The organism is Gluconobacter roseus NBRC 3990, assembly GCF_006538885.1.
Classification (GTDB): domain Bacteria; phylum Pseudomonadota; class Alphaproteobacteria; order Acetobacterales; family Acetobacteraceae; genus Gluconobacter; species Gluconobacter roseus.
Genome location: NZ_BJLY01000002.1, coordinates 121,658 through 145,871 on the forward strand (window position 1 = coordinate 121,658; position 24,214 = coordinate 145,871).

17 protein-coding genes and 2 pseudogenes are annotated in these 24,214 nt (G+C 57.3%); 6 read left to right on the forward strand and 13 right to left on the reverse strand.

What is annotated here, in order from left to right; all coding sequences use genetic code 11:
* Window positions 1-141 precede the first annotated feature (141 nt).
* Both GRO01_RS04495 and GRO01_RS04500 read left to right on the forward strand, forming a co-directional pair.
* Complete coding sequence (locus tag GRO01_RS04495; protein ID WP_062508901.1) at window positions 142-2,616, forward strand: TonB-dependent receptor plug domain-containing protein; 2,475 nt, start codon at window positions 142-144, stop codon at window positions 2,614-2,616.
* Window positions 2,617-2,829: 213 nt separating this feature from the next.
* A pseudogene (locus tag GRO01_RS04500) lies at window positions 2,830-5,308 on the forward strand (phosphocholine-specific phospholipase C).
* 12 nt (window positions 5,309-5,320) lie between these two features.
* On the opposite strand, the gene GRO01_RS04505 reads toward GRO01_RS04500, so the two are convergent.
* The 11 genes from GRO01_RS04505 to GRO01_RS04550 form a co-directional block, all read right to left on the reverse strand.
* Window positions 5,321-5,602 (reverse strand): hypothetical protein, encoded by a 282-nt coding sequence (locus tag GRO01_RS04505; RefSeq protein WP_062508900.1) that lies wholly within the window; start codon window positions 5,600-5,602, stop codon window positions 5,321-5,323.
* Window positions 5,599-6,252: a PepSY-associated TM helix domain-containing protein gene (locus GRO01_RS13780; RefSeq protein ID WP_307722787.1), complete on the reverse strand. Its 654-nt coding sequence runs from the start codon at window positions 6,250-6,252 to the stop codon at window positions 5,599-5,601. Before GRO01_RS13780 ends, GRO01_RS04505 begins: the two co-directional genes overlap by 4 nt.
* Complete coding sequence (locus GRO01_RS13785) at window positions 6,161-7,054, reverse strand: PepSY-associated TM helix domain-containing protein (RefSeq protein WP_307722788.1); 894 nt, start codon at window positions 7,052-7,054, stop codon at window positions 6,161-6,163. Before GRO01_RS13785 ends, GRO01_RS13780 begins: the two co-directional genes overlap by 92 nt.
* A complete protein-coding gene (locus tag GRO01_RS04515) occupies window positions 7,051-7,353 on the reverse strand; it encodes a hypothetical protein (RefSeq protein ID WP_062508898.1) in 303 nt (100 codons plus the stop codon). The genes GRO01_RS13785 and GRO01_RS04515 overlap by 4 nt, the downstream gene beginning before the upstream one ends.
* The gene (locus GRO01_RS04520) at window positions 7,337-9,526 is read right to left on the reverse strand and encodes a TonB-dependent siderophore receptor (RefSeq protein ID WP_062508897.1); all 2,190 of its coding nucleotides are present in this window, start codon (window positions 9,524-9,526) and stop codon (window positions 7,337-7,339) included. Before GRO01_RS04520 ends, GRO01_RS04515 begins: the two co-directional genes overlap by 17 nt.
* A gap of 179 nt (window positions 9,527-9,705) precedes the next feature.
* On the reverse strand, window positions 9,706-10,479 hold the full coding sequence (locus tag GRO01_RS04525; RefSeq protein ID WP_062508896.1) for an SDR family NAD(P)-dependent oxidoreductase: 774 nt from the start codon (window positions 10,477-10,479) through the stop codon (window positions 9,706-9,708).
* An 18-nt stretch (window positions 10,480-10,497) separates the two neighbouring features.
* Window positions 10,498-11,601 (reverse strand): ABC transporter ATP-binding protein, encoded by a 1,104-nt coding sequence (locus GRO01_RS04530; protein ID WP_062508895.1) that lies wholly within the window; start codon window positions 11,599-11,601, stop codon window positions 10,498-10,500.
* A gap of 53 nt (window positions 11,602-11,654) precedes the next feature.
* Window positions 11,655-12,482: a carbohydrate ABC transporter permease gene (locus tag GRO01_RS04535; RefSeq protein ID WP_062508894.1), complete on the reverse strand. Its 828-nt coding sequence runs from the start codon at window positions 12,480-12,482 to the stop codon at window positions 11,655-11,657.
* Window position 12,483: 1 nt separating this feature from the next.
* Window positions 12,484-13,392 carry a carbohydrate ABC transporter permease gene (locus GRO01_RS04540; protein ID WP_062508893.1) on the reverse strand — a complete coding sequence of 303 codons (909 nt, stop codon included), beginning with the start codon at window positions 13,390-13,392 and terminating at the stop codon, window positions 12,484-12,486.
* 25 nt (window positions 13,393-13,417) lie between these two features.
* Entirely contained in the window at window positions 13,418-14,746 is a 1,329-nt protein-coding gene (locus tag GRO01_RS04545; RefSeq protein WP_062508891.1) for an ABC transporter substrate-binding protein, read from the reverse strand.
* A gap of 88 nt (window positions 14,747-14,834) precedes the next feature.
* Window positions 14,835-16,481 carry an FGGY-family carbohydrate kinase gene (locus GRO01_RS04550; RefSeq protein ID WP_062508889.1) on the reverse strand — a complete coding sequence of 549 codons (1,647 nt, stop codon included), beginning with the start codon at window positions 16,479-16,481 and terminating at the stop codon, window positions 14,835-14,837.
* Between the two features lie 286 nt (window positions 16,482-16,767).
* On the opposite strand from GRO01_RS04550, the gene GRO01_RS04555 reads away from it, so the two are divergent.
* The 4 genes and pseudogenes from GRO01_RS04555 to GRO01_RS04570 all read left to right on the forward strand — a co-directional run bounded on the left by GRO01_RS04555 (window position 16,768) and on the right by GRO01_RS04570 (window position 21,585).
* Complete coding sequence (locus tag GRO01_RS04555; RefSeq protein WP_062508887.1) at window positions 16,768-17,538, forward strand: SDR family oxidoreductase; 771 nt, start codon at window positions 16,768-16,770, stop codon at window positions 17,536-17,538.
* 133 nt (window positions 17,539-17,671) lie between these two features.
* Window positions 17,672-18,967: a GntT/GntP/DsdX family permease gene (locus tag GRO01_RS04560; RefSeq protein ID WP_231490235.1), complete on the forward strand. Its 1,296-nt coding sequence runs from the start codon at window positions 17,672-17,674 to the stop codon at window positions 18,965-18,967.
* A gap of 301 nt (window positions 18,968-19,268) precedes the next feature.
* Complete coding sequence (locus GRO01_RS04565; RefSeq protein ID WP_083541340.1) at window positions 19,269-20,744, forward strand: sugar porter family MFS transporter; 1,476 nt, start codon at window positions 19,269-19,271, stop codon at window positions 20,742-20,744.
* Between the two features lie 91 nt (window positions 20,745-20,835).
* A pseudogene (locus tag GRO01_RS04570) lies at window positions 20,836-21,585 on the forward strand (IS5 family transposase).
* A 581-nt stretch (window positions 21,586-22,166) separates the two neighbouring features.
* On the opposite strand, the gene GRO01_RS04575 reads toward GRO01_RS04570, so the two are convergent.
* Complete coding sequence (locus GRO01_RS04575; RefSeq protein ID WP_062508881.1) at window positions 22,167-23,969, reverse strand: hypothetical protein; 1,803 nt, start codon at window positions 23,967-23,969, stop codon at window positions 22,167-22,169.
* Window positions 23,966-24,136, reverse strand: coding sequence for a hypothetical protein (locus GRO01_RS13295; protein WP_156053204.1), 171 nt, complete (start codon window positions 24,134-24,136; stop codon window positions 23,966-23,968). The genes GRO01_RS04575 and GRO01_RS13295 overlap by 4 nt, the downstream gene beginning before the upstream one ends.
* Window positions 24,137-24,214 lie beyond the last annotated feature (78 nt).

The following is a 24,214-nucleotide window of genomic DNA, read 5'->3' on the forward strand; positions in this document are numbered from 1 at the left end:
TGTCTGCCCTGAGACGTAATTTTCATGCGTCCTCGTTGCGAAATTGGAATATAACTAATCCATATGACGCCAAAACATAACGTATCCGTACCATAAACTCATGCTTTCGTATCGGGATTCCGGCGACTTGAGAGGGATGCAATGTTGATTGGGTCAAATTGGAAACTCTGTCTGGTCGCAAGTGCTGCACTGGGCGCATTCATGCCGGATATCGTTCTTGCAGCATCGACTGCAGCATCCGAGCCGGTAAAACACCACAAGGTCATCAAGAAGAGTGCGAACGCTGCTCCTGTGCGGAGTAAAGCACCGGTCCATCGCGCTCCGACATCGCTTCAGGCTGAAGCAACTGAAAGTATCCGCGTCGGTGGACGGCAGACGAACTCCGTCTTCTCACCGGTAACGGCGCGTCACAGCACGACGCAGGTGACCGTGGTGACGGGCGCCGAACTTCTCAAGACGGGTCAGAGCAATGTCCTGTCCGCTCTGGCGCAGGCCAACCCTGCGATCACGACCGCGGCTCTGCCGGGCGGTGGCGCGAGTGCGTTTGTCCAGACGATGCAGCTTCGCGGGCAGTCTCCGGACGATACACTGATCCTCGTCAACGGTCACCGCCGCCATATCGGTGCGAATTTCAATTCCAATGCCGGTACGAACTGGGGCAGTGAGCCAAGCGATATTTCGCTGATTCCTGTCTCCGCCATTGATCATATCGAAGTCATCACGGAAGGGGCTTCGGCGCTTTACGGGCAGGATGCCATCGCAGGCGCAGTCAATATCGTGCTCAAGCGCGATACGCATGGTGGCAGCATCAACTTCAAGAACAGCGGTTATTATGCCGGTGACGGTCAGGGGCTTGATGGCTCGGCCAATTATGGCATGGCCCTGGGCAATAACGGCGGCTATCTCGACCTTGCGGCTCAGGTGACGCATCAGCTTCCCACGACGCGTGGTGGGGATTTCTACGGCACGCTGTTCAGTGATTCCCGCAACGAGACCGCGAACCGCGACGTCCAGCGCGGGCTTGGTATTCCGAAATCCACGCTTGAGACACTGAGCGAGAACATGTCTCTCCCGCTGGGGCATGGGTTCAGCGCCTACAGCACATCCACGTTCTCGCACCGCCGCGCCAATGTGGCTGAGACGTATCGGAGCGCTGCGGATTCGGATATGTGGATCAATACCGATCTGTATCCCAACGGCAATCAGCCTTACATCACGATGGACCAGTACGACTTTGAGACGGATAATGGTATCCGCACTCACAAGTTCGGTTTCGCGTGGGATGCGTATGTGACGTTCGGGCGCGATGCGCAGAAATACGGCACCAAGGATTCCGAGAACGTCTCCCTGCCGGACAGCACCCAGACCTCATTCTATGACGGTTCGTCCATCGCGACCGAACTGACTAGCGGCATCCGTGGGTCACGCTCCTTTCATACGGGCCTGCTGCCGCGGCCGATCGATCTGAAGTTCGGTGCCGAGTACCGGCATGACACGTTCCAGATGACGGAAGGTGAGACCGCCTCCTGGGAAGGGCTGGGCGCCACTGACCATCCGGGTAACGTTCCGATGGCTGTGACCAATCAGAACCGCGATGTCTATGAAGGTTTCGCCAATCTCGACTTCTATCTGACCAAGAAGTGGGAATGGACGCTGGGCGGGCGTGTTGCCAGCTATAACAACCTGGCGACTGTTGAGACCGGATCGGTCGGCACGCGATACAACTTCACCAAGCGCTGGGCTGTGCGCGCTAACATCAACTCAGGCTATCGTCCGCCGACGCTGGGCGAGATGTCCTATTTCTATTCGGCGCCTTACCCTGGCTATACGGTCGATCAGGTCCCGGCCAACAGCACGATTGCCAAGTATCTTGGCTCGGGCAGCATGAAGGGCGAGTATTCCCGCAGCTACAGCATCGGACTTGATGCGACGCCGGTGAATGATTTCCATGTGACGGGAAATCTTTATTACATCGCCATCAATTCCCGTCTGGGAAGCACCAAGACCTACAGCGTGAACTCGAATGATTCCGTGCTCATGAACCTGCTCGCACAGAACAATCTCGAGAGCGCGACGTCACTGTCCTACTACGCCAACCTCTACAACACCCAGACTTTCGGTGGTGATTTCAGCGCCGATTATACGCTCCATACGCAGCATCTGGGTCAGTTCCGGTTTGCAATGGGCATTAACTTCGCCGATACGGAAATCCGTTCGGCAAGAGAGAACTTTGTCAACGAGTATACCAAGCAGGTCGTACTGCACTCGGCGCCGAAGAACCGTGAGCAGATCAGCGTGAACTGGACCTATGGCAAATGGTCGGTGTTTGTGCAGGAAATGCGTTACGGTTCGATCATCTACATGGCTGCCCCGACGGGTCCGGGCAGCGTGCCGTTCATGCAGAACCCGGCTCTGCTGACCAATCTTGAAGTGGACTACAAGATCCTGCCGCGCTGGACGATCGGTGTGGGTGCCAACAATATCGGCAACAAGTACCCGACACGTGTGCCGTCCTCGATTTCCAATACACAGCAGGGTCTGGCGAAGTATGCTTCTTACTCTCCTTATGGCTTCAACGGCGGAATGTATTACGTAAAGACTTCGATCAACTTCTGATCGCGGAACAGTACGCAGCTTTCGCATTGATTAGGATGAGCGGGCATGGGATCGGCAAAACGGTCCTGTGTCCGCTCATTCTTTGTTGCGGAATGAAGTTTTTATGAAGTTGCCGAACTGTGGGATGAATTGAGAGGCAAGGGCGGTTAGTGCTGCCCGGATTACCTTCTTTTTGCGCAAGATGCGTTCCTACGGTTTCAGGCAACAGTTGATATGTCCACTCGCAGAACTTTCCTTAAATATGCCCTGTTCGGTGGCGCCGCTGCTGCAACTGAAGGCCTGCCTGCCGCCATTCGTCGTGCTTATGCCATCGCCCCCGATCCGGACACGACCTATCTGAATGCCGAGCATGTCGTCATTCTCATGCAGGAAAACCGCTCCTTCGATCATATGTTCGGCACGCTGGCTGGCGTTCGTGGCTTCAACGACAGACGGGCGATACGCCAGAAAAACGGCAGTTCCGTCTTTGTGCAGTCGGGCAAAAGCGGCGAGACCTATACGCCCTGGCGCCTGAACATCCATGATACGAAGGTTACGTGGATGGGCTCGATCCCCCATTCGCGTGACAGTCAGGTCGATGCCTGGAATGGGGGGGCACCATGATCGTTGGACTGACGTCAAGCGACCTTACAAGAAGGAATACAAACAGTATCCGCTGACCATGGGGTATTATACCCGTGAGGATCTGCCATTCTATTATGCACTGGCTGATGCATTTACGGTCTGCGACCAGAATTACTGCGGCGCAATGACCAGCACGACGCCGAACCGGCTCATTTTCTGGACCGGAACCGTGCGCGATCAGCAGAATACGGCGTCGAACGTCTATATGCGCAATCCGGAAATCCTTGAAGGCGGCATGACCTGGACGACCTTTCCGGAGCGGCTGGAGAAGGTCGGGGTATCGTGGAAGTTCTACCAGAACGAGATCAGTCAAACGGGCGGGTTGTCGCCGGCAGAGCGTTCCTGGCTGTCCAATTTTGGCTGTAACGTGCTGGAATGTTTCGACAGCTTCAATGTCAGCTCCAATCCGGGCTTTGGAGCATGGATCGAGGAACGGATCAGGGAGTGTTCGGAGCATATCAACCGGCTTGAGAAGCTTGAAATGCTCGTATCCGGCAACCGGGCGGAACAGTTGGTCGAAGCCAAGGCCCTGATGGAGGTTCTGCGCCGCCGTCAGAAATCCGCGAAAGGATACGAGCAGCTGACGCCTGAAGAGTGTGCGATTTTCATGAAGGCCTTTGTAACCAACCGGGCCGATCCCGACTACCACACGCTCGAAGACCTGGCGTTTGCGGACGACCCGGACGCAAAGGGAATGAAGGCGCCGAAAGGGGACGTGCTTTACCAGTTTCGCAAGGATGTGCGGACGGGCCAGCTTCCGGCCGTGTCGTGGATGGCGGCCCCCGAGCATTTCTCCGATCATCCGACCTCAGCCTGGTACGGAGCCTGGTATGTCTCGGAGGTCATGAATATCCTGACCGAAAATCCCGAAATCTGGAAGAAGACCATTTTCATCCTGACCTATGATGAAAATGACGGGTATTTCGATCACTGCTGTTCCTACGCCGCACCAAACCCCCAGCGTCCGGAGACGGGTCGCTCATCGGCAGCGATTGGTCCGGACGGGCTGGAATATACGACGGCGGAAGATGAAACCCGCCGCGGTGTGCCGGAGCGCCTTGCCCGCAGCGGACCGATCGGGCTCGGTTTCCGCGTGCCGATGGTCGTGGCATCTCCGTGGAGCCGGGGCGGGCGGGTCAATTCCGAACTCTTTGACCACAGTTCAACATTGCAGTTCTTGGAGTATTTCGTTGAGAAGAAGTTCGGCACGCCGGTGCGCGAGACCAACATTTCTCCATGGCGTCGGGCCATCTGTGGCGATCTGACGTCCTGCTTCCAGCCTCATGATGAACCGGCACCATCGCTGGACTATCTGGACCGGAACACGCATCTGCGGGCAATCGAGGACGCGCGGGATCGTCCCATGCCGGGTGGTTTCCATTCCCTGTCCACTGATGAAATCGCGGCACTCAGGGCCGAGCCAGAGCTGTTGCACAGGGCAGTGCGTCAGGAAGCGGGGACGCGCCCGGCCTGTGCCCTCCCGTATGAACTCTATTGTGACGGTGGTTTGGACGTGGGACAGGGCCGGATTGGCCTGACGCTGCGGTCCGGGCAGACGGTTCATGGACAGCGGTCCGCCGGTGCGCCGTTCAATATCTATGACTATCGCAATGGCGGCCGGGATCTTCAGGTAGGAACGTACGCGGTGGCTGCTGGAGATACGCTGGATGTCACATTGCCGGTCGTGGATGGACTGTATGACGTTGCGGTTCATGCGCCCAATGGCTTTTACAGGGCCTATCGCGGGCATCATGACCGGGTCGCATTACGGTCGGCCTGCCGGTACGAAATCGGCGGCAAGGGAAAGGCGCCCGGAATTGTTCTCTCACTGAGCAATGGTGGAAAGGTTCCGCTGAGCATTCAGTATCGGACAGGGAATGCCGGACCGCTGCGAACGGTTGTTGTGAAAGCTGGCGGTCATCATGAGATCAGGCTGGATCTGTCGGCCACTCATCAGTGGTACGATGTGACGCTGACATCGCCGGCAGATCCCGACTTCAGACAGGTTCTTGGGGGCCGGATGGAGACGGGGCAGCCGACACTCAGCGATCCGGCGATGGCTGGCTGAGTACCCTCCGCGTCATGATCGCGGTTTGCGCTCCCACAGCGAGCAGGCGAGAGCTGCGATCATGATTTCGGGCCCCAGAAGCAGAACCCACTCGACGACCACTAAAACGGGTGGGCCATTAGATGAAACCTGAAGAGCAAAGCTGAAGAGCAGACCGGCTGTTGCGCAGGATTTCAGGATAAGTCGCTGCCCATCCATCAGCCTGTCATGCCAGAATACGCGGTTTCCCCGTATGGAACCCGCGACCAGAATCAGCATGGCGCATTGTCCGCACAGGAGCGAAATCCAGCTCATCTTGCTTTCCGTGCCGTGCGGACCATGGCGCAGGCAAAGGCTCCCGACAGGGTAAGTGCCGTCATACTGACGCCGGCAACTGCCGGGCTTTGCCAGGGCAGGCTGAGCAGGGCGACCAGCAGGCAGCTCAGGGCATTACCACCGAGCAGTTCCGGCCAGCTTCGGTCCGGACGCCGCAGGAGCGTGTAGAGCAGGGCAGCGCCCCAGATCGCGAATACACTTACCACTTCGATATGGGCCCGGTGATGTATCGTCACGGGAAGAAGCCTGTTTGCGATGAAGAAGGCGGAGAAGGCGAGCGGGGTACCCATCAGGACGCCAACATTCATCCGAGCGACAATCAGGCGCCCTAGATGGTGGGGGCGACGCAGCCGCTTGAGCGTCCACAGATGCATGCCGCTCCCGATGACGGCAGCAAGTGCAAGGCCGGACAGGAAATAAAGCCAGCGGGTCAGGCCAGGCGCAAACCGCCCGACATGCAGCCCATACAGGAAGGTATAGGCCCCGATCACAGGACGGTTCTCGATATGCTCCCTGACGATCTGGCCTGAAGGGCCATCAAAGGTAATGACATGTGATGCGGTGCTGACAGTCCCGGTATTGCCCGCAATCATCGTGACCAGAGCTTTCTGGTCGGACGGGTTGAACACATAGATCTGTTCCAGACCTGTCCCACCGAACCGTCTGTCGGCTTCCTGCAACATTGGCAGGACTGGTGCGAGGTGGGCCGGGTATCCGCTGGGGGGGGCGAGAATAGAGGGCTGCGTTCAGTTCGGTGTAGGACGCGGTCAGATCGTGCCGGTAGAGGGCCTGCGTGCTCCAGGGTAGGAGCAGGGAGCCGAGTGTTACGGCGCCGGTCAGTGAAATCATCAGATGGAAAGGCAGGGCAGCGACGCCCAGCAGGTTGTGCATGTCCAGCCAGCTTCTCTGGCCGCGTGACGGACGGAACGTGAAAAAATCCGCGAAAATCCGCCGATGGATGATGATCCCAGTGACCAGCCCGACAACAAGTGCCAGAGCCGCAACTGCCGCAATCAGCCGGCCCCAGGGATAGGGAAGCTGAAGCTCGAAATGGAAACGGTAGAAGAACTCGCCGCCCAGCGTATCCCTGATGCCATCGGGACTACCGGTTATGGGATCGAGGACGCGCTGGATATAGGTGCCTTTTGCATCAGGCCAGAGCGCGGTGACGACAGGGCTGCGGTCATTGGTGCTTGCAACATACCAGGCGTTTGCGGCAGGGGCATTGTGGCTCAGCCAGTCCAGCGCGTGGGCGTCTGCGATAAGGGGATCAGGGCGTGAAGTGGAGAGCTCCGGTCTGGCCCAGAGGCTGATCTCCTGCCGGAACACGCTCAGTGTGCCTGAAAGCGCGATGGCAAACAGAACCCAGCCGGTGATGAGGCCCAGTGTGGTGTGGACCAGAGCCATGGAGGCGCGGAAGGTGTTTCTCATGGACGCCAGCCGCCACCGAAAGCCAGAGCGGCCAGAAGAACCGCCAATACAACCAGTCCTGCTGATAGTCGCCGGATGTTGCTGAAATCGAAGGACGCCATGAAAATGACGGGCCAGAGGATCAGGCCGAGAAAGATCCCGGCCATGGCGGCGTCTGCTCTGGAAAGGGGGAGCCAGAAGGCGATGCAGATCCCCGCCAGCGCGGAGAGGGCGTAACCGACCGGTAACGCTACGACGAGGCGCAGGGCGATGTCGTAGCTTGTGGGTCTTTCGGGCTTTGGTTTACCAGCTGAAGCCAATATTGGCCTGCGCGTTACGGCGCTCTCCGTAGTAGCAGTATTCCTGACCGTAGGAGGCATAGCTCAGGCAGTTGGCGACGAAGTTCTTGTCAAAGAGGTTGCGGACGCTTGCCCCCACATTCCAGCCGCGCAGGCTGTGAGACAGGTTGAAGAGATCGTACCGCACGGAGGCATCGAACACGGCATATTGTGGCACCCAGACACTCCCGTAAGATGCTTCACCACCATAGGATTTATTGGAATAGCGCATGCCGCCGCCGAAGCCGAGGCCCTTCGCGGGACCGGACGGCATCGTATAGAACGCAAACAGCGAGGCATTGCCTTTCCCGGACTGGATGAGCGGCTTGCCGGTTGAGTCGTCATGGACCTTCTGGATGCTGACGGCTGCTGTCAGGACGAGGTTGTGGAACGGCTCGGCATGGGCCTCAAACTCGAAACCATCCGAATGGACCAGTCCACTTTCGGCGCTGTAGCCCGTGTTGCCAACACCAACGAGCACATTGGTCTGCTCGATATGGAAGCCTGCGGCCGTGAGAAGCAGTGAGGTGCCCGGAAGCTGGTATTTCAGGCCGCCTTCAAGCTGCTTGCCGAGGGACGGATTGGCCTGACGCACGGTCTTGCCGCCATCCGTCGAAACACTTCCGGACTGCGGCTGGAACGATGTCGAGTAGCTGATATAGGGCGAGAGGCCGAAGTCGAAATGATACAGTCCCGAGGCGCGCCAGGTGATCTGGCTCGGGCTTTGGTTGGTCGTCGTGTTGTACATGTTGTCGGTCTGGTGGGACCGGTACCAGTCGTTACGGATGCTGCCCGTCAGGATCAGGCGGCGCCAGTGGATCTCGTCCTGCCCATAGATGCCGGCCTGATGGGAGTCGGTATTGTAGTTCACCCAGGGCGAGGGAGTAGGAATGGCCATCTGATAGTTCGGGTGGAACACGTTCAGATCAGGCGCAGAACCATAATAGCCGACTTCCGAGGCGCTCTGCTGCATGTAGTCGAAACCGAACATCATGCTGTGACGCAGCGGGCCGGTCCGGACATGGCCCTTGAACTGGCTGTCGAAGGTCAGGTTATGCGTGTGTTCATTGGTAGCAATGGCCGAGCGGGCGAGCGTGTCGTCCGAGACATAATAACCGCTGTCATAGACGCTGCGGTACTGGGTCTTGATGTCGTCGTAGCGCCCGCGCGTGCTGAAGCTCCAGTCATTGTTGAAGCGGTGATTGAAGATATAGGTGATGGCACCATGGCGGCGGTTGTATTTTTCGAATGATGAGTCGCCGTCATAGAAATTGCGGGGCAGATACCCAAAAGATGCGCGTTTGAGCGAGCCGACGAGCGGGACACCGCCATAGGTGCCATTTTCAGGATCGTACTGATAATTGCCGAGGATCGTCAGCGTCGTAGGGCCATCGCCACCGAACGTAAAGGACGGACTGATGGAGAAGCGGCGGCTTCCAGTGCGGCTGAGCTGGCTGTGCTGCCCGTTGACCGTGCCGTTGACGCGGTAGCGGACAAAGCCGTTATCCGTCACATAGCCGCCGACATCGGCATCCACGCGATACAGATCGAACATGCCGCCGGTCGCATTGACGCTGCCATAGGAACGCTGATCGGTGGCGATCTTGCTGGACAGCGCGACAAGGCCGCCTGGGCTGGACTGGCCATAAAGGGCGGAGGCCGGGCCTTTGAGGATCTCGACCCGATCCAGACGCGACGTGTCTGTCTGGGCGACGGCATAGCCGGTGGGGCTGTCCTGCAGCTTCAGGCCATCAAGAAATGTGGGCGCGGAAAAGCCGCGCAGGGCGAACTGGTCATAACGGCTGCCAACGCCGCCACCGCGCAGATCCGGTGTAATGCCGGCGGTATAACGCACAGCCTGATTGAGGTTCAGGACATTGCGGATGTCCATCTCGTTGCGGGTAATGACCGTGACCGACTGGGCCGTTTCGATCAGCGGTGTGTCCGATTTGGTCGCGGACGAGGCCAGCGTCGAGGCTCTGCGAGCATGGACTTTGAGTTTTTCGACGGTCTTGGCCTGTGTTTCCGTCGTGACGGGTTTTTTGCTGCCTGACCGCTGCGGTTGTTCGGCTGTGGTGGTCTGGTCGGCTGCGAAGACTTCTCCACTCATGACGAGGGAGAGGGGTATCGCGTAAAGAATCCTGCTGCGGTGCATACCCGACCTCAATGACTGTTCGTGCTGGCGCGTGATCAGAGGCAGGTATCGCTATTGCGAGTGAGTTGCAAGTAGACTGCGGCGAAAATGAGACCCTGAAATATTTCGTCTAAGAAACCGAGTGTAACGGGATTTGCCAGAGGGGTCCGGGCGCCCTGACAGCGCCCGGATCATGCGGCTCACCAGACGGTGAAACCGGCATCCACGTTGACGATCGCGCCCGTCATGAGACTGGCTGCATCGGAGGCGAGAAACTGCACGACGGAAGCAACTTCGTCGGGTTGGCCCACGCGGCCCATCGGGGTTCCGGCGATCCAGGCGTCGTAGAGTTCCGGCTTTTCCATACCGAAGCGGGTCAGGGTCGTTTCAATATAGGTCGGAGCGACGGCATTGGCGCGGATGCCATGGGGCGCCCATTCGGCGGCCAGCGAGCGGATATACTGGTGAACGCCGGCCTTTGATGCGTTGTAGGCGGCCTGTTGCTGCGGGCGGTTGACGATCAGGCCGGACATCGAGCCGATCGCGACGATAACGCCTTTCTTCTGTTCGAGCATGATACGGCCTGCCGCCTGACAGGAGCGGAACATGCCATTGAGATTGATATCGACCTGTTTGAGCCACTGGCCATCCGTCATATCCTCGGCCTTGACCTCGGAAATGCAGATGCCCGCGCAGGCGACCAGAATGTCCAGACGGCCTTCCTGCTCATGAACGCTTCGGATGGCGTTCTGCACACTGTCCGTTTTCGTGACGTCCATGGCGACGCTGCTGACGTCATGTCCTTCCATGCGCAGGTCTTCCACGGCCTTTGCCGACATGGCTTCATCGAGATCGGCGATAATGACCCGGGCTCCAGCTTCGGCGAGAGCGGTGACGCAGGCCAGACCAATATTCTGTGCGCCACCGGTGACGATGGCGACGCGGTTATCGAGGCGGAGTTTTTCCATATACATGAGATGCGGTTCCTAAAATCAGGCAGCGAGCGGATGACGGCGGCAGGCTTCGAAAGCCAGACCGTCAGGGGCGAAAAGGTGGCAGTTCTGCGGGGGGAGGGTCAGGCTGACATGGGTGTCCACATCCGTCAGAACCGCGCCGTCCGTCTGTACGACAATGATTTCTCCATCCGACATGCGGACATGGACGAGCGTGATGGCGCCAAGGCGTTCGATGACTTCCACAGTGCCGCTGTTCGGACCCGAAGGTGCCAGTTCGACATGTTCGGGACGGATGCCGACCGTCACCTTTGTGCCCGGCAGAATGCCGGGAGATGTGACCGGCACGTAGAGGGTCGAGCCGTCCCGAAGCTGGACGCTGGAGCCCGCGGCATCTCCGCCTTGGAAAATGGCCGGGAAGAAGTTCATGGGCGGGGAGCCGATGAAGCGGGCCACGAACAGGTTGCGGGGGTGATGGTACAGTTCGAGCGGAGAGCCGATCTGTTCGACCACGCCTTTCTGCAGGACGACGATCTTGTCTGCCATGGTCATGGCTTCGACCTGATCATGCGTGACGTAGATCGTCGTGGCGCCGAGCTTGCGATGCAGGGCGGAGAGTTCCACGCGCATCTGGCCGCGCAGGGCGGCATCGAGGTTTGAGAGCGGCTCGTCGAACAGGAATACCTTGGGGTTGCGGACGATGGCGCGACCGATGGCGACGCGCTGGCGCTGGCCGCCGGAGAGCTGTCCGGGCTTGTGGTGCAGATAGGGTTCGAGCTGGAGTGTATGGGCGACGTGCTCGATCTTTTCGCGGCGCTCGGCTTCCGGCATTCCGGCCAGTTTGAGGCCGAACTCCATGTTTTTGTACACGTCCATATGCGGGTAGAGCGCATAGGACTGGAAGACCATCGCCAGACCACGCTTGCCAGGTTCGACATCATTCATGCGCTGGCCGTCGATCAGGAGATCGCCGGAGGTGATGTCCTCAAGCCCTGCGATCATGCGCAGAAGCGTGGATTTTCCGCAGCCTGACGGGCCGACGAACACCACGAATTCGCGGTCTTCGATCGAGAGGGAAATGCCCTTGATGATTTCTTCCGTCAGATAGGTCTTGCGGAGGTTCTTGAGTTCGACAGTCGCCATGGGTCAGGCCCCGTTTGTGCAGGAATGTTGGGTGAAGTGAGCCGGGATCCGCGTCATTTGACGGCTCCGAAGGTCAGGCCGCGGACGAGCTGTTTCTGGCTGATCCAGCCGAAAACGAGGATCGGTGCGACGGCCAGGGTCGAGGCTGCGGAGAGCTTGCCGAAGAACAGTCCTTCCGGAGAGGAGAAGGATGCGATGAACGCTGTCAGCGGGGCTGCGTGCGAGGAGGTCAGGTTCAGGGACCAGAAGGCCTCGTTCCAGCACAGGATGAGCGACAGCAGGGCCGTGGATGCGATGCCGGGCAGGGCGAGCGGCAGGAGGACCATCGTCATTTCCTGCCAGCGCGTGGCGCCATCCATCCGGCCTGCCTCCAGGATCGGAGCCGGGACTTCGCGGAAGAACGTGTAGAGCATCCAGACGATGATCGGCAGGTTCGTCAGCATGTCCACGATAGCCAGACCGGTGCAGGTGTCGAGCAGGTGGGTATTGCGGGCCAGAAGATAGATCGGAACCAGCACGCCAACAGGCGGCAGCATACGGGTCGAGAGCATCCACAGCAGGGTGCCGCGTGTGCGCTTAGAGGGCATGAAGGCCATCGAGTAAGCCGCCGGGACGGCCAGTGCGATGGCAATGGCCGTTGCACCCACCGAGACAATCACGGTGTTGAACGTGAAATGCCAGTAGCTTGCGCGCTCAAACACCTCGGCATAGCTGCTCAGCGTAGGCATGAAGAACAGCTTCGGCGGCGTGGAAATCGCCTGGACTTCGCTCTTGAAGCTCGTGAGAAACATCCAGAAGATCGGAAAGAACAGCCAGAGCGCAATGCCCCAGCCAAGGATGGTGACGCCGATCCGGGTGCTGGTCTTTGTCTTGAGCGCCATGTCAGGCCTCCAGATTGCGGGCTACGGCGCGCACCAGAAAGATTGCAACGATATTGGCGATGATGATGGCAATCACGCCGCCAGCCGATGCGCCGCCCACGTCGAACTGAAGCAGGGCGCGGGAGTAGATCAGATAGGCGAGATTGGTGGAGGCGACGCCGGGACCGCCGGCTGTGGTGACGGAGATTTCGGCGAAAATCGTCAGCAGATAGATCGTCTCGATCATGACTACGACGCTGATCGCGCGGCCCAGATGCGGCAGGATGATGTAGCGGAAACGCGCAACCGGGCCTGCTCCGTCCATGCGGGCCGCCTCGCGCTGCTCACCGTCCAGAGACTGCACGGCCGTGAGTAGAATGAGGACCGCGAAGGGCAGCCACTCCCACGCGACGATCATCATGACGGTCAGGAGCGGAAAGCGCGCCAGCCAGTCGATCGGCGTAAGACCCACAGCCCGCATCATGGCGGAATAGACGCCATAGATCGGGTGCAGCATCAGGTTCTTCCACAGCAGGGCGGAGACCGTCGGCATGATGAAGAATGGCGAGATGACCAGAATACGGGCAATGCCGCGCCCGAAGAACTCCTGATCGTACAGGACGGCCAGCAGGGTGCCGCCACCGACACTGATGATCAGGACGCCCGCGACCAGCACGAGCGTATTGAGCAGTGAATGCAGGAAATCGGGGTCGGTCAGCAGGTACCAGTAATTGTCGATCCCCGCGAAGCCATGCAGCGTGGGGTCAACGAGGCTATAGTTCTGCACCGAGTACCACAGCGTCATGACGAGTGGGACGATCGACCAGACCAGAAGGATCAGGACGGAGGGGGAAAGGAGCAGGAAGCCTGTCCTTTTCCCGCTCCGGACGCTCGCCCCTGCGGGCGGGCTGTGATCGAGAACAACCTGCATGGCATTCTACCTTGAGCGGGTCGCGTTAGCGCGCACGGCCGGACTGGCGGAGCGCGCGGGTGATCGAGGACTGGGCGGATGTCAAAGCCTGATCGACCGTCATCTGGTCGGACAGGGTGGCAGCGACCGTCTGGCCGACCTGCGTGCCGATGGCCTGGAACTCCGGAATGCCGACGAACTGTGCACCCGTATAAGGACGGGGCTGCGCGGTCGGGCCGTTCGGATCAGCCGTCTTGATGGCGTTCAGGACGAAGGAGGCGAAAGGGGCTGCCTTGAGATATTCCTGCGCAGCATAGGTGGAGGCGCGCGTTCCCGGAGGAGCGGCGACCCAGCCTTTCTGTGCGGCGACCAGCTTCACGTAATCCTTGGAGGTTGCCCATGTGATGAATGTCTGGGCATCCGCATTCTGATGCGAACTGGCAGGAACGGCGAGGCTCCAGGCCCACAGCCAGGTCGGGCCTTTGCCATAAGGGCCTTTGGGCGCGGGAGCAAAGCCGACCTTGTCCGCAACCTGCGACTGCTTGGGATCGAACAGCAGGCCGCCGGCGACGGTGGAGTCAATCCAGATCCCGCAATGGCCGCTGGCGAACAGAGCCAGGTTTTCGTTGAAGCCGTTGGAGGTGGCACCCGGAGGGCCGTCAGCCTTCAGGGCCGAGACATACCAGTTCAGGGTCGCTTTCCAGGCATCGGACGTCATGGTCGGCTTCCAAGACATGTCGAACCACTGCGCGCCGAACGTGTTGGCGAGCGAGGACACATACGCCATGTTCTCGCCCCAGCCGGGTTTGCCGCGCAGGCAGATGCCGTAGACCTGATTGCCCTTGTCCGTGATCTTGTCGGCAAACTGACGGATCTGGTCGTAGGTGGGGGCATCCGGCATCGTCAGCCCGGCCTTCTGGAACAGGTCCTTGCGGTAATAGGTCATCACGCTTTCGGCGTAGAAGGGCAGGGCATAGAGCTTGTTATCGACTGTCAGGCTGTCGCGGACGGCAGGCAGGACGTCGTTCACGTCATAGGCAGCATCGGGCTTGATCTCGGTGAGCCAGCCCTGCTTGGCCCAGATCGGCACTTCATAATTGCCGATGGTGACGACATCGAACTGGCCGGTTTTCATGGCGATATCGGTCGTCACGCGCTGACGCAGGACGTTTTCTTCCAGCGTGACCCAGTTCAGGTGAATGTCCGGATGGGCTTTCTCAAATTCCTTCGAAAGCTGCCGCATGACGATCATGTCGCCGTTGTTCACGGTCGCGATGGTCAGGGTTCCGGCCGCGTTTGCGCCGGAAAGGGCAGAGCCGGTCAGCAGAAGTGCGAGTGTGCAAAGGGTTGTACGGGTTGTTTTCAGACGGGACATGGAATGTGAACCTCTGGAAAAGGCTGGTGCTGAATGGGCACGGCAGCGGAAGCAGGAGGAAGGCAGGAGAAGCGGATGGGGCTTGGCTTCAGCAGGTGCCCTCCTTTTCCAGAACGTCGCGCATCTGCTGACGCCAGGTGAGCTGGGCGGCGAGCATGTCATGGGCGATGTTGCGCTTGGCGGCGTGGTAGGCTGCGACGCGATCATCCGGGAGGATTTCGTCTCCCGCGTGGCTCATCTGCGCCATGGCCTGCCGCAGATCGTTGTATGTCCCGCTTGCGACCGCGCCGAGGATGGCCGCGCCGAGCAGGACGGAATCCGGCTCGGCGGGCAACAGGATGCGGCATCCCGTTGCATTGGCATGCTCGCGCAGGAAGACCGGGTTCTTGGTACTGCCGCCGGTCGCAAAAATCGTGTCGATCCGGTAGCCCTGCGCATTGAGGGCCTCGATGATATCCTTCGTGCCATAGGCAAGGCCCTGCAGCGTCGCGAGATACAGCCGCGCAAGATCGTCAAGGGTATCGGACAGGGTCAGGCCGCTGATCATCCCTGTCAGATCCGGATCAGCATGGGGGGAGCGGTTTCCGTGAAAATCCGGAAGCACATGGAGCCCGGCTGTAATGGTACCGGGCAGTTTGCCGCGTTCCAGAGCCTCGATCCGGGCATTCAGCAGGGCATATACACTGGTGCCCGTCTTTTCGGCGTCCTGCCTGACCGTGGTCCCGAAACTATGGCTGGAAATGATGAAGTCGATCAGGGCGCCTGTTGCAGACTGGCCGGCTTCATTCAGCCACATCTCCGGAAGCATGGCATCCCAGTACGGCCCCCAGACGCCGGGCACGAAACGCGCATTTTTCGAGGCCGCCATGTGACAGCTCGGCGTTCCGCAGATCAATGCTATTGAGCGCTCAAGTTGCGTGTCCGAGAGAGAGCTTTCGGTATCAAGCCCGAGAAGCCCAAGTCCCCCGGCATGGGCATCGATAGCGGAGACGCCAACGGGGATGCCGGGCTGCAATCCCATTTCCGACGCGGCTTTATCGCTCAAGCCCGCATCAAGAATACCGCCAAGAGGACGAATGTCATTCCCGATGCGCGCGAAATTGCCATCTGTGAGGTCTTCCAGTCCAACAGACTGGAAATACTCTTCATCCCAGCGGTTTTCGTGCGCAAGGTAGGTCCATTTGCACGCTGTCGAACAGGCCGAGCGGGACAGGGAACCGGTAGCGCGCCAGGTCAGGAAATCGGGGAGGTCAAAGAAGTGACCTGCCTGTTCATAAATCTGTGGGAGGTGACGCTTCAGCCAGAGGAGCTTCGGCGTTTCCATTTCCGGAGAAATCGTGCCGCCTACATAACGCAGGACATCATGACCGCCGCGATTGATCTCGCGTGCTTCTTCAATCGCGCGATGGTCGGCCCAGAGAATGATATCCTGTCCTGGAGCGCCGTCCGGATCGACCGAAAGTCCCTGTCCGTTCTTGTCGAGCACAACAAGAGAGCAGGTTGCATCGAAACCAATACCAACAACCTGACCAGGTTCCTTCAGTGCCGCCAGCGCGCTGCGCGTGGCGGTGCAGACCGCAGACCAGATGTTTTCCGAAGACTGCTGGGCATAGTCAGCGCGTGGTGTCCATGTCTGGATCTTCTGGACAAAGGAGGCCTTCTTCTGTCCGTCCAGCGTGAAAAGGCCAGCGCGGGCGCTCCCTGTTCCAACATCAATTCCCAGAACAAGATCCATAAAGCCACATCCAGATCGCAATAGACACAGAACAGGCATGGGAAAGTGCCATACCCGGAAGACCATAAACTGTTCGACTGGACTCAGAAAATCACATTCGAACGATATAAACTATCAATTGTTCTGTTACATATAACACTGAGGGTGTCCAGACAGGTATAAGAAAATTTCCTCATGAAAGTTGAGGTCCACACCATGATGTGTTGCAGGCACGCGGAGTTGTGGATCCATGACGTGATCTGGCTGTTACGAATAGAAGACCAGTGATTGCTCAAGGAAGACAGACATGATCCATCCTGACCTTTTTTCGCTCTCCGGCCGCCGCGCTCTTGTGACAGGGGCATCCCGTGGGATCGGTCTGGTTCTGGCGCAAGGACTGGCGCGTTATGGTGCGAAGGTTGTGCTGAATGGCCGTCATGCGGACGCTCTTGATGCGGCGAAGCAGCAGTTTGATGCTGATGGACTGAAAGCCGGTACTGCGGTCTTCGATGTTACGGATCAGGATGCGGTCATTGATGGGATCGAGACGATCGAGCGTGAGCTGGGCCCGATCGACATTCTGATCAACAATGCCGGAATACAGCGTCGTGCGCCATTGGAGCAGTTTCAGCGCAAGGATTGGGATGATCTCATTTCAACCAATCTCAACGCCGTTTTCTTTGTGGGACAGGCTGTTGCGCGCCACATGATCCCGCGCGGGCAGGGCAAGATCGTCAATATCTGTTCGGTACAGAGTGAACTCGCACGTCCCGGAATTGCGCCATACACGGCGACCAAAGGGGCGGTTAAGAACCTTACGAAAGGCATGGCGACGGACTGGGCCAGGCATGGTCTTCAGATCAACGGCCTTGCTCCCGGGTATTTTGCAACGGAAATGAACGAAAAACTCGTATCGGACGAAGAGTTTACCGCATGGCTGAACAAGCGCACGCCCGCCGGACGATGGGGACAGGTGGAGGAGCTGGTAGGGGCAGCCGTGTTCCTGTCATCCCCGGCCTCGAGCTTCGTCAACGGGCATATGCTAATGGTGGATGGCGGCATCAGTATATCACTTTAATGTTTCGGACTTAATGACTGTGTCCTGTCACGAAATTTGTGTTATGGGCATTGTCTGCCGTGTTGGGGGACAGAAGGGTTTTCGTTAAGTAACGGTGATCCTGTCGGACATGTCACAGGGAAGTTATCATCAGATGAACTCCCTCATTGCCCGTTTTCGGATCAATCCGTTCATCGTCCTTTTTTCCGTCTCTATCCTTCTGGCGCTGGTCGCCGGGATGCCAGCGGACAAGGTGGTGGGGTCGTTCGAGGCGGGGGCAGGGCACGTCCTGGGGCATGTCGGGACGGTCATTGCGCTCGGCACCATGCTGGGGAAGATGCTCGCCGAATCTGGCGGGGCTGATCGTATCGCCCTGACGATCTCGAACATCTCGGGACGTCGTCACGTTGACTGGGCCATGATGCTGATCGGGCTTCTTGTTGGCCTTCCGGTCTTTTTCGAGGTCGGATTTGTCCTGCTGATCCCGCTGGCTTTCGTTCTGGCAGACCGAACCGACACACCTTTGCTGCGGGTTGCCCTTCCGATGGGTGCGGCGCTGTCCATTACACATGCACTCATTCCTCCCCATCCAGCGGCGCTTCTGGCTCTGAGCGCCTATCATGCCAATATCGGACTAACGATTCTGCTGGGGGTATTGATCGGAACGCCGATTGCCGTGATTGCAGGGCCGCTTTTCGGTCGTTTTGCGGCGGCGAGGGTTGTGCCGATTGGCGTCAATCCTCTGGCCCAGCAGTTCGTGAACAGCGAGCCTCCTGCCAGTCTGCCCGGCTTTGGCATTACGGTTTTCACCATCCTGTCGCCCGTTTTCCTGATGCTCGCAGGGTCCATGTCTCAGGGCATTATTGCGCCTGACACGACCCTGGGCGCCATTCTGCGCTTTGTCGGGAATACGGATATTGCCCTTTTGCTGGCGACGGTGCTGTCCTTTTATGTGCTGGGGCAGGCCCGGGGATTTTCACGCGAAACCATTCTGCGATTTACAAATGAATGTCTCGGTCCGACGGCCCTGATCATGCTTCTTGTGGGTGCCGGCGGTGGCTTTGGTCGCGTTCTGGTGGATAGTGGTGTTTCCAAATCGATTACGGATGCCGCCCTTGGAGCTCATGTGCCACTGCTGGTTCTGGCCTGGATGCTGGCTGCCATTGTCCGGGTTGCCTGCGGTTCGTCCACGGTTGCCATGGCCACAGCCTCCGGGATCGTCGCCCCTATTCTTGCGCGTTCAACAGGTGTCTCGCCGGAACTGATGGTTCTCGTCACAGGGGCAGGATCGGTCACCTTTGGGCCGATGAATGACGCAGGGTTCTGGCAATTGAAGGAATATCTCGGGCTGACAGTTCCCCAGACGCTCAAAACATGGTCCGTACTCGAAACACTGATAGCGGTCTGCGGCCTTGTTTTTGGCCTGATTGCGTCAATTTTCATTCATTAACAATATCGGTGCGGGATAGAAACCGTCCCGACCATGCGCGATCTTTAGAAGCAAGACCAGAATTATGTTTAGTCTGAATTGTAAGTGCAGATAACCGTATTGTTGTCGAGAACTCTGTCTGTCTCGGTGGAGATGGCATTCACATGAGAGTCATCATCCCAGATCATTGTTTCCAAGAAGAAAAAGCATCCTTTTCAGGCGGTTTTTCTTTTAATGGGAAAACTTTTCTCCTGAAGGGCGTTCTGTTGTTCTGCGGGTTTTCCAACAGGGACACCCAGCATTCAGTATTGTTCAAGGCTGCATGAAGGAGGACGACGCGCAAGCTGTCGGGTCACGAATGGCAAAACTTACTCCCGAACAGAAGTTCGTGACGAATATCGTGATGGTCGTCACCATGGGCGCACTCGCCTTTGGTTACGATACCGGTGTTATTTCCGGAGCTTTACCGTTCATGTTGCGCCCACCGGCGCAGGGCGGCCTGGGTCTGACGCCTTTCACGGAAGGGCTTGTCACGTCTGCTCTTATCGTCGGTGCAGCGGTTGGGTCTCTCGTCTGTGGCCATGTGGCGGACCGTTACGGCAGAAGGGACAGTCTGATTGTCCTGTCTGTTGTGTTTGTAATCGGAGCAGTCGGGACAGCCCTGTCACCATCTGTGGCAATCATGGTGGCCATGCGTGCGATCCTGGGTTTTGCAGTAGGCGGGGCTTCTGCCCTAGTCCCCATGTTCATCTCTGAAATGGCACATTCCAGCCGCCGCGAGCGTCTTGTCAGCCAGAACGAGATGATGATCGTTACCGGCCAGCTGATCGCCTATATCCTCAACGCCATACTGGCCAAGGTTTCGGAATCTCCCACAATCTGGCGAACCATGCTTGTAATCGCAGCAGTTCCGGCGGTTCTTCTGGGGGTAGGGCTGTTTTTTGTCCCACGTTCTCCGCGCTGGCTCGCAAGCCGGGGCCGCATGGATGAAGCCGAAGCGGTTTTGCAACTCATCAGGTCCACGCCTCGGCAGGTGCGCAAGGAAATGTCCGAGATTTCCGCTCAGGAGGATGAATCCTCCGACCAGATGGGCTGGCGGGAAGCTTTTGGGAAGACCTGGATCAGAAGACTGCTCCTGATCGGTATCGGGCTTGGATTTGCCGCGCAGTTTACGGGCGTGAACGCCTTCATGTATTTCACGCCGATCATTCTGCACCAAACCGGTCTGGGCACCGAGGCCGCGCTGGTAGCAACCATCGGAAACGGTATTGTCGCCGTTGGTGCCACCTTACTGGGGATCTGGATGATAAGCCGTTATCCTCGTCGCATCATGATGACGCTGGGGCTTTGCGCGGTGATCGTGGCGCATTTCGGCTTGGGAAGCACTCTGCTCCTGTTGCATGGCGCAACGGTTGAAAGCGCGGTAGCGCTGGGCTGCATCCTGTTCGCACTTCTCTTCATCCAGATGATGGTCTCGCCATTATATTGGCTGCTGATGTCGGAACTGTTCCCGCTACGCGCTCGTGGTGTTCTGACCGGGCTCTCTGTAGCCGCCCAGTGGATGTTCAATGCAACAGTGGCCTTTGTGTTTCCGATCATGCTTCACTGGGCTGGGTCGTGGACTTTTTATGTCTTCGCACTCATTAATCTTTGCTCCCTTCTGTTCGTCATGAAGTTCCTGCCAGAAACAAAAGGTATGACTCTGGAAGAACTTGAAACGCATCTCGAACAGGAACTTTCGCCGGAACATTCTGCTCCGCCTAAAGTACAGATCATCCCGACAAGATCTATGTCATAAAGATAAAAAGAATTTTGCTATTCTGGGTTTAGGTTCAGGACCCATTGATTTGAGTGACCAATCTTATTCGGGCTCTATAGGGAAAGTAGAAGTGAGCGACCCGTATTGGCTGACGAATGAATAAATGGATTGTCTGCGCCCCTTTTCCCGAAGAGCCACGGCAGATTCCGCGTTGATGGTTGTCACGAGCTGAGCGGCATCATTTTTGTCAATCGGACCGGCTTGCCGTGGCGTGATGAGCCCTAGGGGGTAGGCCATACAAGGCCCTCTACAACCACTGGGACGCCGTGTGTATTTTCATGCAGATGATGGATGGCCTGTCTGCCGCAAAGGCAGAGCTGTAGACTGTTATGATTGATGCGACCTATTTCAGGGCCCACCGCGCGGCTTCGAGTCTGCGGGTAAAAAGAAGGGTCTAAGGTGACTGATCGAATGGACGAAACGTGGCATGAACACGAAGCTGCATGCCGACACAGACCGGAACGGACGACCGTTGAGTTTCTTCATAACAGCGGGCCAGATCAGTGATTATACGGGGGTGACTGCTTTTCTGGATAGCCTTCCCAAGGCAGAACGAGGTTATGATTCCGACTGGCTCAAGGATGCATTGGAGGAAAAAGGAATAAAGCTTTGCCTTCCATGACAAAAATCCCGAGCAATATACATCAGATACGACAAGCGCAGATACAAACGCCGCAACCACATCGAGATTATGTTCAAAAGGTTCAAGGACTGGCGGCGTGTCGCAACACGCTATGGCAGATGCCCGAATGTCTTCCTTTCCTCTGGTCGTACTTCTAGACCGTACTCCATGCCTGTCGAATCTCGTGGAACTGGATAATCTCGGCCTTATTCTCACGAATAAGTCGCGCCATGTCTGCTTTTACGGCATTCGGCGTGTTGCCCCAGACTTCCTTTACACATGGCGAGAAGCGCGGTGGAGCTCACGATATTTCTGCTCAGATCCGGTTTGTCGGCGTCATCATCGTTTGCAGGCCCCTCCGCATTGGGAGCAGACTTTTTCTTAGGCTTTGCTTCGCCTTTATCGCTCCCATCATCGGCCGGCGCACCCGCTTCGGACGGTACATGCGCGTCTCCATCCAGGATGGTGGAGCGGGTTTCAGCAGCCGGAGCCGCACGGAAGTTTCGATCATGCGAGGGTTCTGACTCTCTGGTCCGCCTCCGTCATGGTGCGCTCAATGGTATCTTTGACTTGGGCTGGATCGCGCTTGACAGTGCCTTTCTTGGCCTCGGTCGGCGTCTGGTCATTCCCAACCTCGACGTAATCGACGCCCTGCGGACTGCCGTCTGCGCGCCAGACTACATTATTTAGTGATAGTCGAACAAAAGGTTAGTACAAGAAAAACCCGCTTGTGAGGCGGCTTTGTGCATCATGGAATAGTCCTAAGCCTCGGGCGAGACTTAAGGCACCCCGTTTTGGGTCACGGTGCCTTTGGCAATGATATTACCCTTATCGTCAATCGAAAATACGTCGCCGTTCGTGGTGTTTGCAACCTTGATTTTCGAGCTGCCCACATCTTCATAGATATAGCGCGAGCATTCGTAATTGAGGCACACATGCGAACCGCCGCTAACACCGATATGTCCGTCAAGGAACAAGCTGCCTGACTTCCCATTTACGCTAACTGTGACCAAAGCACCTGCTTTATTAAACACTGCATCATCATAATGCAGGGAAATACCCTTGGAGACCGTATCAAAAAAGGTTAGGGAAGACCCATCCAGATCGATATTAGCGGATGTCTTGATAGGGCCGAAGGTTGCAGTCTGTTCTAAGCCATCCTTTGTGAATACATTCCCAGATCCCGTTACGTTGGAAGTATGTGCTCCGGTAATGTTGATTCCGGCCGCCTGCCAGCACGCGTTATTCGATATAACGGAATATGCTCCATTTGCGTCAAGACCCCCATCTGTGTTGAGCGCAATGCAGGCACTGGTTTTGGATAGACCAAAAAGCGTGTTGCCTGTGATGGTGTTCCCCATGCCTTGAACTGAGATTAGAGGAGACGTGGTTTCACGAGCGTCAAAAATCTGGTTGTTGCTGATGACTTCGTTGTTCTTACCCGTTACGATAGCTTGCCATGTTGGAGACCGAATGGTAGCCGAGGTATCAAATGTATTTCCCGTAATGTTAATAGAGAACGCATCAGGGAGACTGATACCACCATTGTTTGCTTCGAAGTAGCTATTGGTGATGTTGATAACCTCGACAGCCACACCGCTCTGTTCGTAGATTGCCCAGTCATTGCCGACAAGCTGTCGAACATTGGTGATGTTCAGTCCTTGTATCCCGCCTGAAATCGTCAAGAAGCGGCCCGCTGCCTGAAACCACCCATCAATTGTTCCATTGGTGGTGAAATACTGCGAGGTACCAATCTTTGGTCCGTTCAGGATGAGGCCATAAGAGGCCCCGGGTGTTGTAACCATGTCATTGATATTAGCTATGTAGTAATTCGCTGCGCCAACAAGTAGAATACCTATACCCGGGTTGTAGAAGTCCAAGCTTTCTAGATGGTCATTCTGCGAAGACCCTACCCCATTCTGAGATCCGTCAATAGTAATCATGGTTCCGCTAGGCGTCGATTTCGCGTTTGTGAAGCGCAGATCACGGATGAAAAGCGCGTTTCCTGAAGCGACGGCTTTTGAAAATTTAAACACATCATTGCCGTGCGATATGATCTCAGCGCCTTCACCTTCTATTCGAAGCCCTGCTGAGCTTGAAATTGTAGCTGAGACAGCAGAGTTTACGATACAGCGGCCATGGAAACGAAGCGTAGACCCAAGGCGAAGCGGCGACGTAGCGGCATTGAGGGCAAACTGAACCGCAACGGTATCATTATGGATACCGTCACAGAAGGCCCCGAAGTCTCGCACATCCAGAACATCAGAGAAGAAATCACTCAGAGTGCGTGAAATCGCTCCTGCAGGGCCCACAGCAGCAAGCGCAGCTTTGATATCAGTTCCGATGCTCGTGCCGTTATTGATCGTTGGGCTTTTCAAGATGCCATTAGTTGCATTAACCTTCCCTCTAAGTATCCTGGACATTGTATCTAGGTCGCGCTGATTGGCTTTCAGCGTATCGAACTGCTGAAGCATGGTATCGGTCGGGCGTCGCTCATTACGCCAATCCATCCCAGAGGGCGCGGCATAGGTGTGAGCTGTGATGCCTATTATAGCCGTAAATGCGATAAAGATTTTTTTCACAACTCGTCTCCGATTTCGTCGCGGCCAATCACGAATGACCCAATGAACGTTGCGGAATAGATCTGTTCATCAAGTGACAGGTCAGACACATCGTCCGGCATGAGTTGCTCGACCGGCCACGGATAGGCTACCTGAGTATTCAGCTTAAGAAAATCACGCCTGTTCATCGGGAATTTTCACCAGCTGCATCATGGTCTGGGCCTGCTCGAACTGCTGGTCACCAACTTTGACTATGACGCGGGCGC

What these genes read in the sequence shown, in the direction of transcription:
- GRO01_RS04555 (WP_062508887.1), top strand. Translation starts at nt 16,768, where the DNA reads ATGATCCATCCTGACCTTTTTTCGCTCTCCGGCCGCCGCGCTCTTGTG.
- GRO01_RS04530 (WP_062508895.1), bottom strand. Translation starts at nt 11,601, where the DNA reads ATGGCGACTGTCGAACTCAAGAACCTCCGCAAGACCTATCTGACGGAA.
- GRO01_RS04545 (WP_062508891.1), bottom strand. Translation starts at nt 14,746, where the DNA reads ATGTCCCGTCTGAAAACAACCCGTACAACCCTTTGCACACTCGCACTT.
- GRO01_RS04535 (WP_062508894.1), bottom strand. Translation starts at nt 12,482, where the DNA reads ATGGCGCTCAAGACAAAGACCAGCACCCGGATCGGCGTCACCATCCTT.
- GRO01_RS04565 (WP_083541340.1), top strand. Translation starts at nt 19,269, where the DNA reads ATGAAGGAGGACGACGCGCAAGCTGTCGGGTCACGAATGGCAAAACTT.
- GRO01_RS04495 (WP_062508901.1), top strand. Translation starts at nt 142, where the DNA reads ATGTTGATTGGGTCAAATTGGAAACTCTGTCTGGTCGCAAGTGCTGCA.
- GRO01_RS13785 (WP_307722788.1), bottom strand. Translation starts at nt 7,054, where the DNA reads ATGAGAAACACCTTCCGCGCCTCCATGGCTCTGGTCCACACCACACTG.
- GRO01_RS04525 (WP_062508896.1), bottom strand. Translation starts at nt 10,479, where the DNA reads ATGTATATGGAAAAACTCCGCCTCGATAACCGCGTCGCCATCGTCACC.
- GRO01_RS04520 (WP_062508897.1), bottom strand. Translation starts at nt 9,526, where the DNA reads ATGCACCGCAGCAGGATTCTTTACGCGATACCCCTCTCCCTCGTCATG.
- GRO01_RS04540 (WP_062508893.1), bottom strand. Translation starts at nt 13,392, where the DNA reads ATGCAGGTTGTTCTCGATCACAGCCCGCCCGCAGGGGCGAGCGTCCGG.
- GRO01_RS13295 (WP_156053204.1), bottom strand. Translation starts at nt 24,136, where the DNA reads ATGAACAGGCGTGATTTTCTTAAGCTGAATACTCAGGTAGCCTATCCG.
- GRO01_RS04550 (WP_062508889.1), bottom strand. Translation starts at nt 16,481, where the DNA reads ATGGATCTTGTTCTGGGAATTGATGTTGGAACAGGGAGCGCCCGCGCT.
- GRO01_RS04560 (WP_231490235.1), top strand. Translation starts at nt 17,672, where the DNA reads ATGAACTCCCTCATTGCCCGTTTTCGGATCAATCCGTTCATCGTCCTT.
- GRO01_RS04505 (WP_062508900.1), bottom strand. Translation starts at nt 5,602, where the DNA reads ATGAGCTGGATTTCGCTCCTGTGCGGACAATGCGCCATGCTGATTCTG.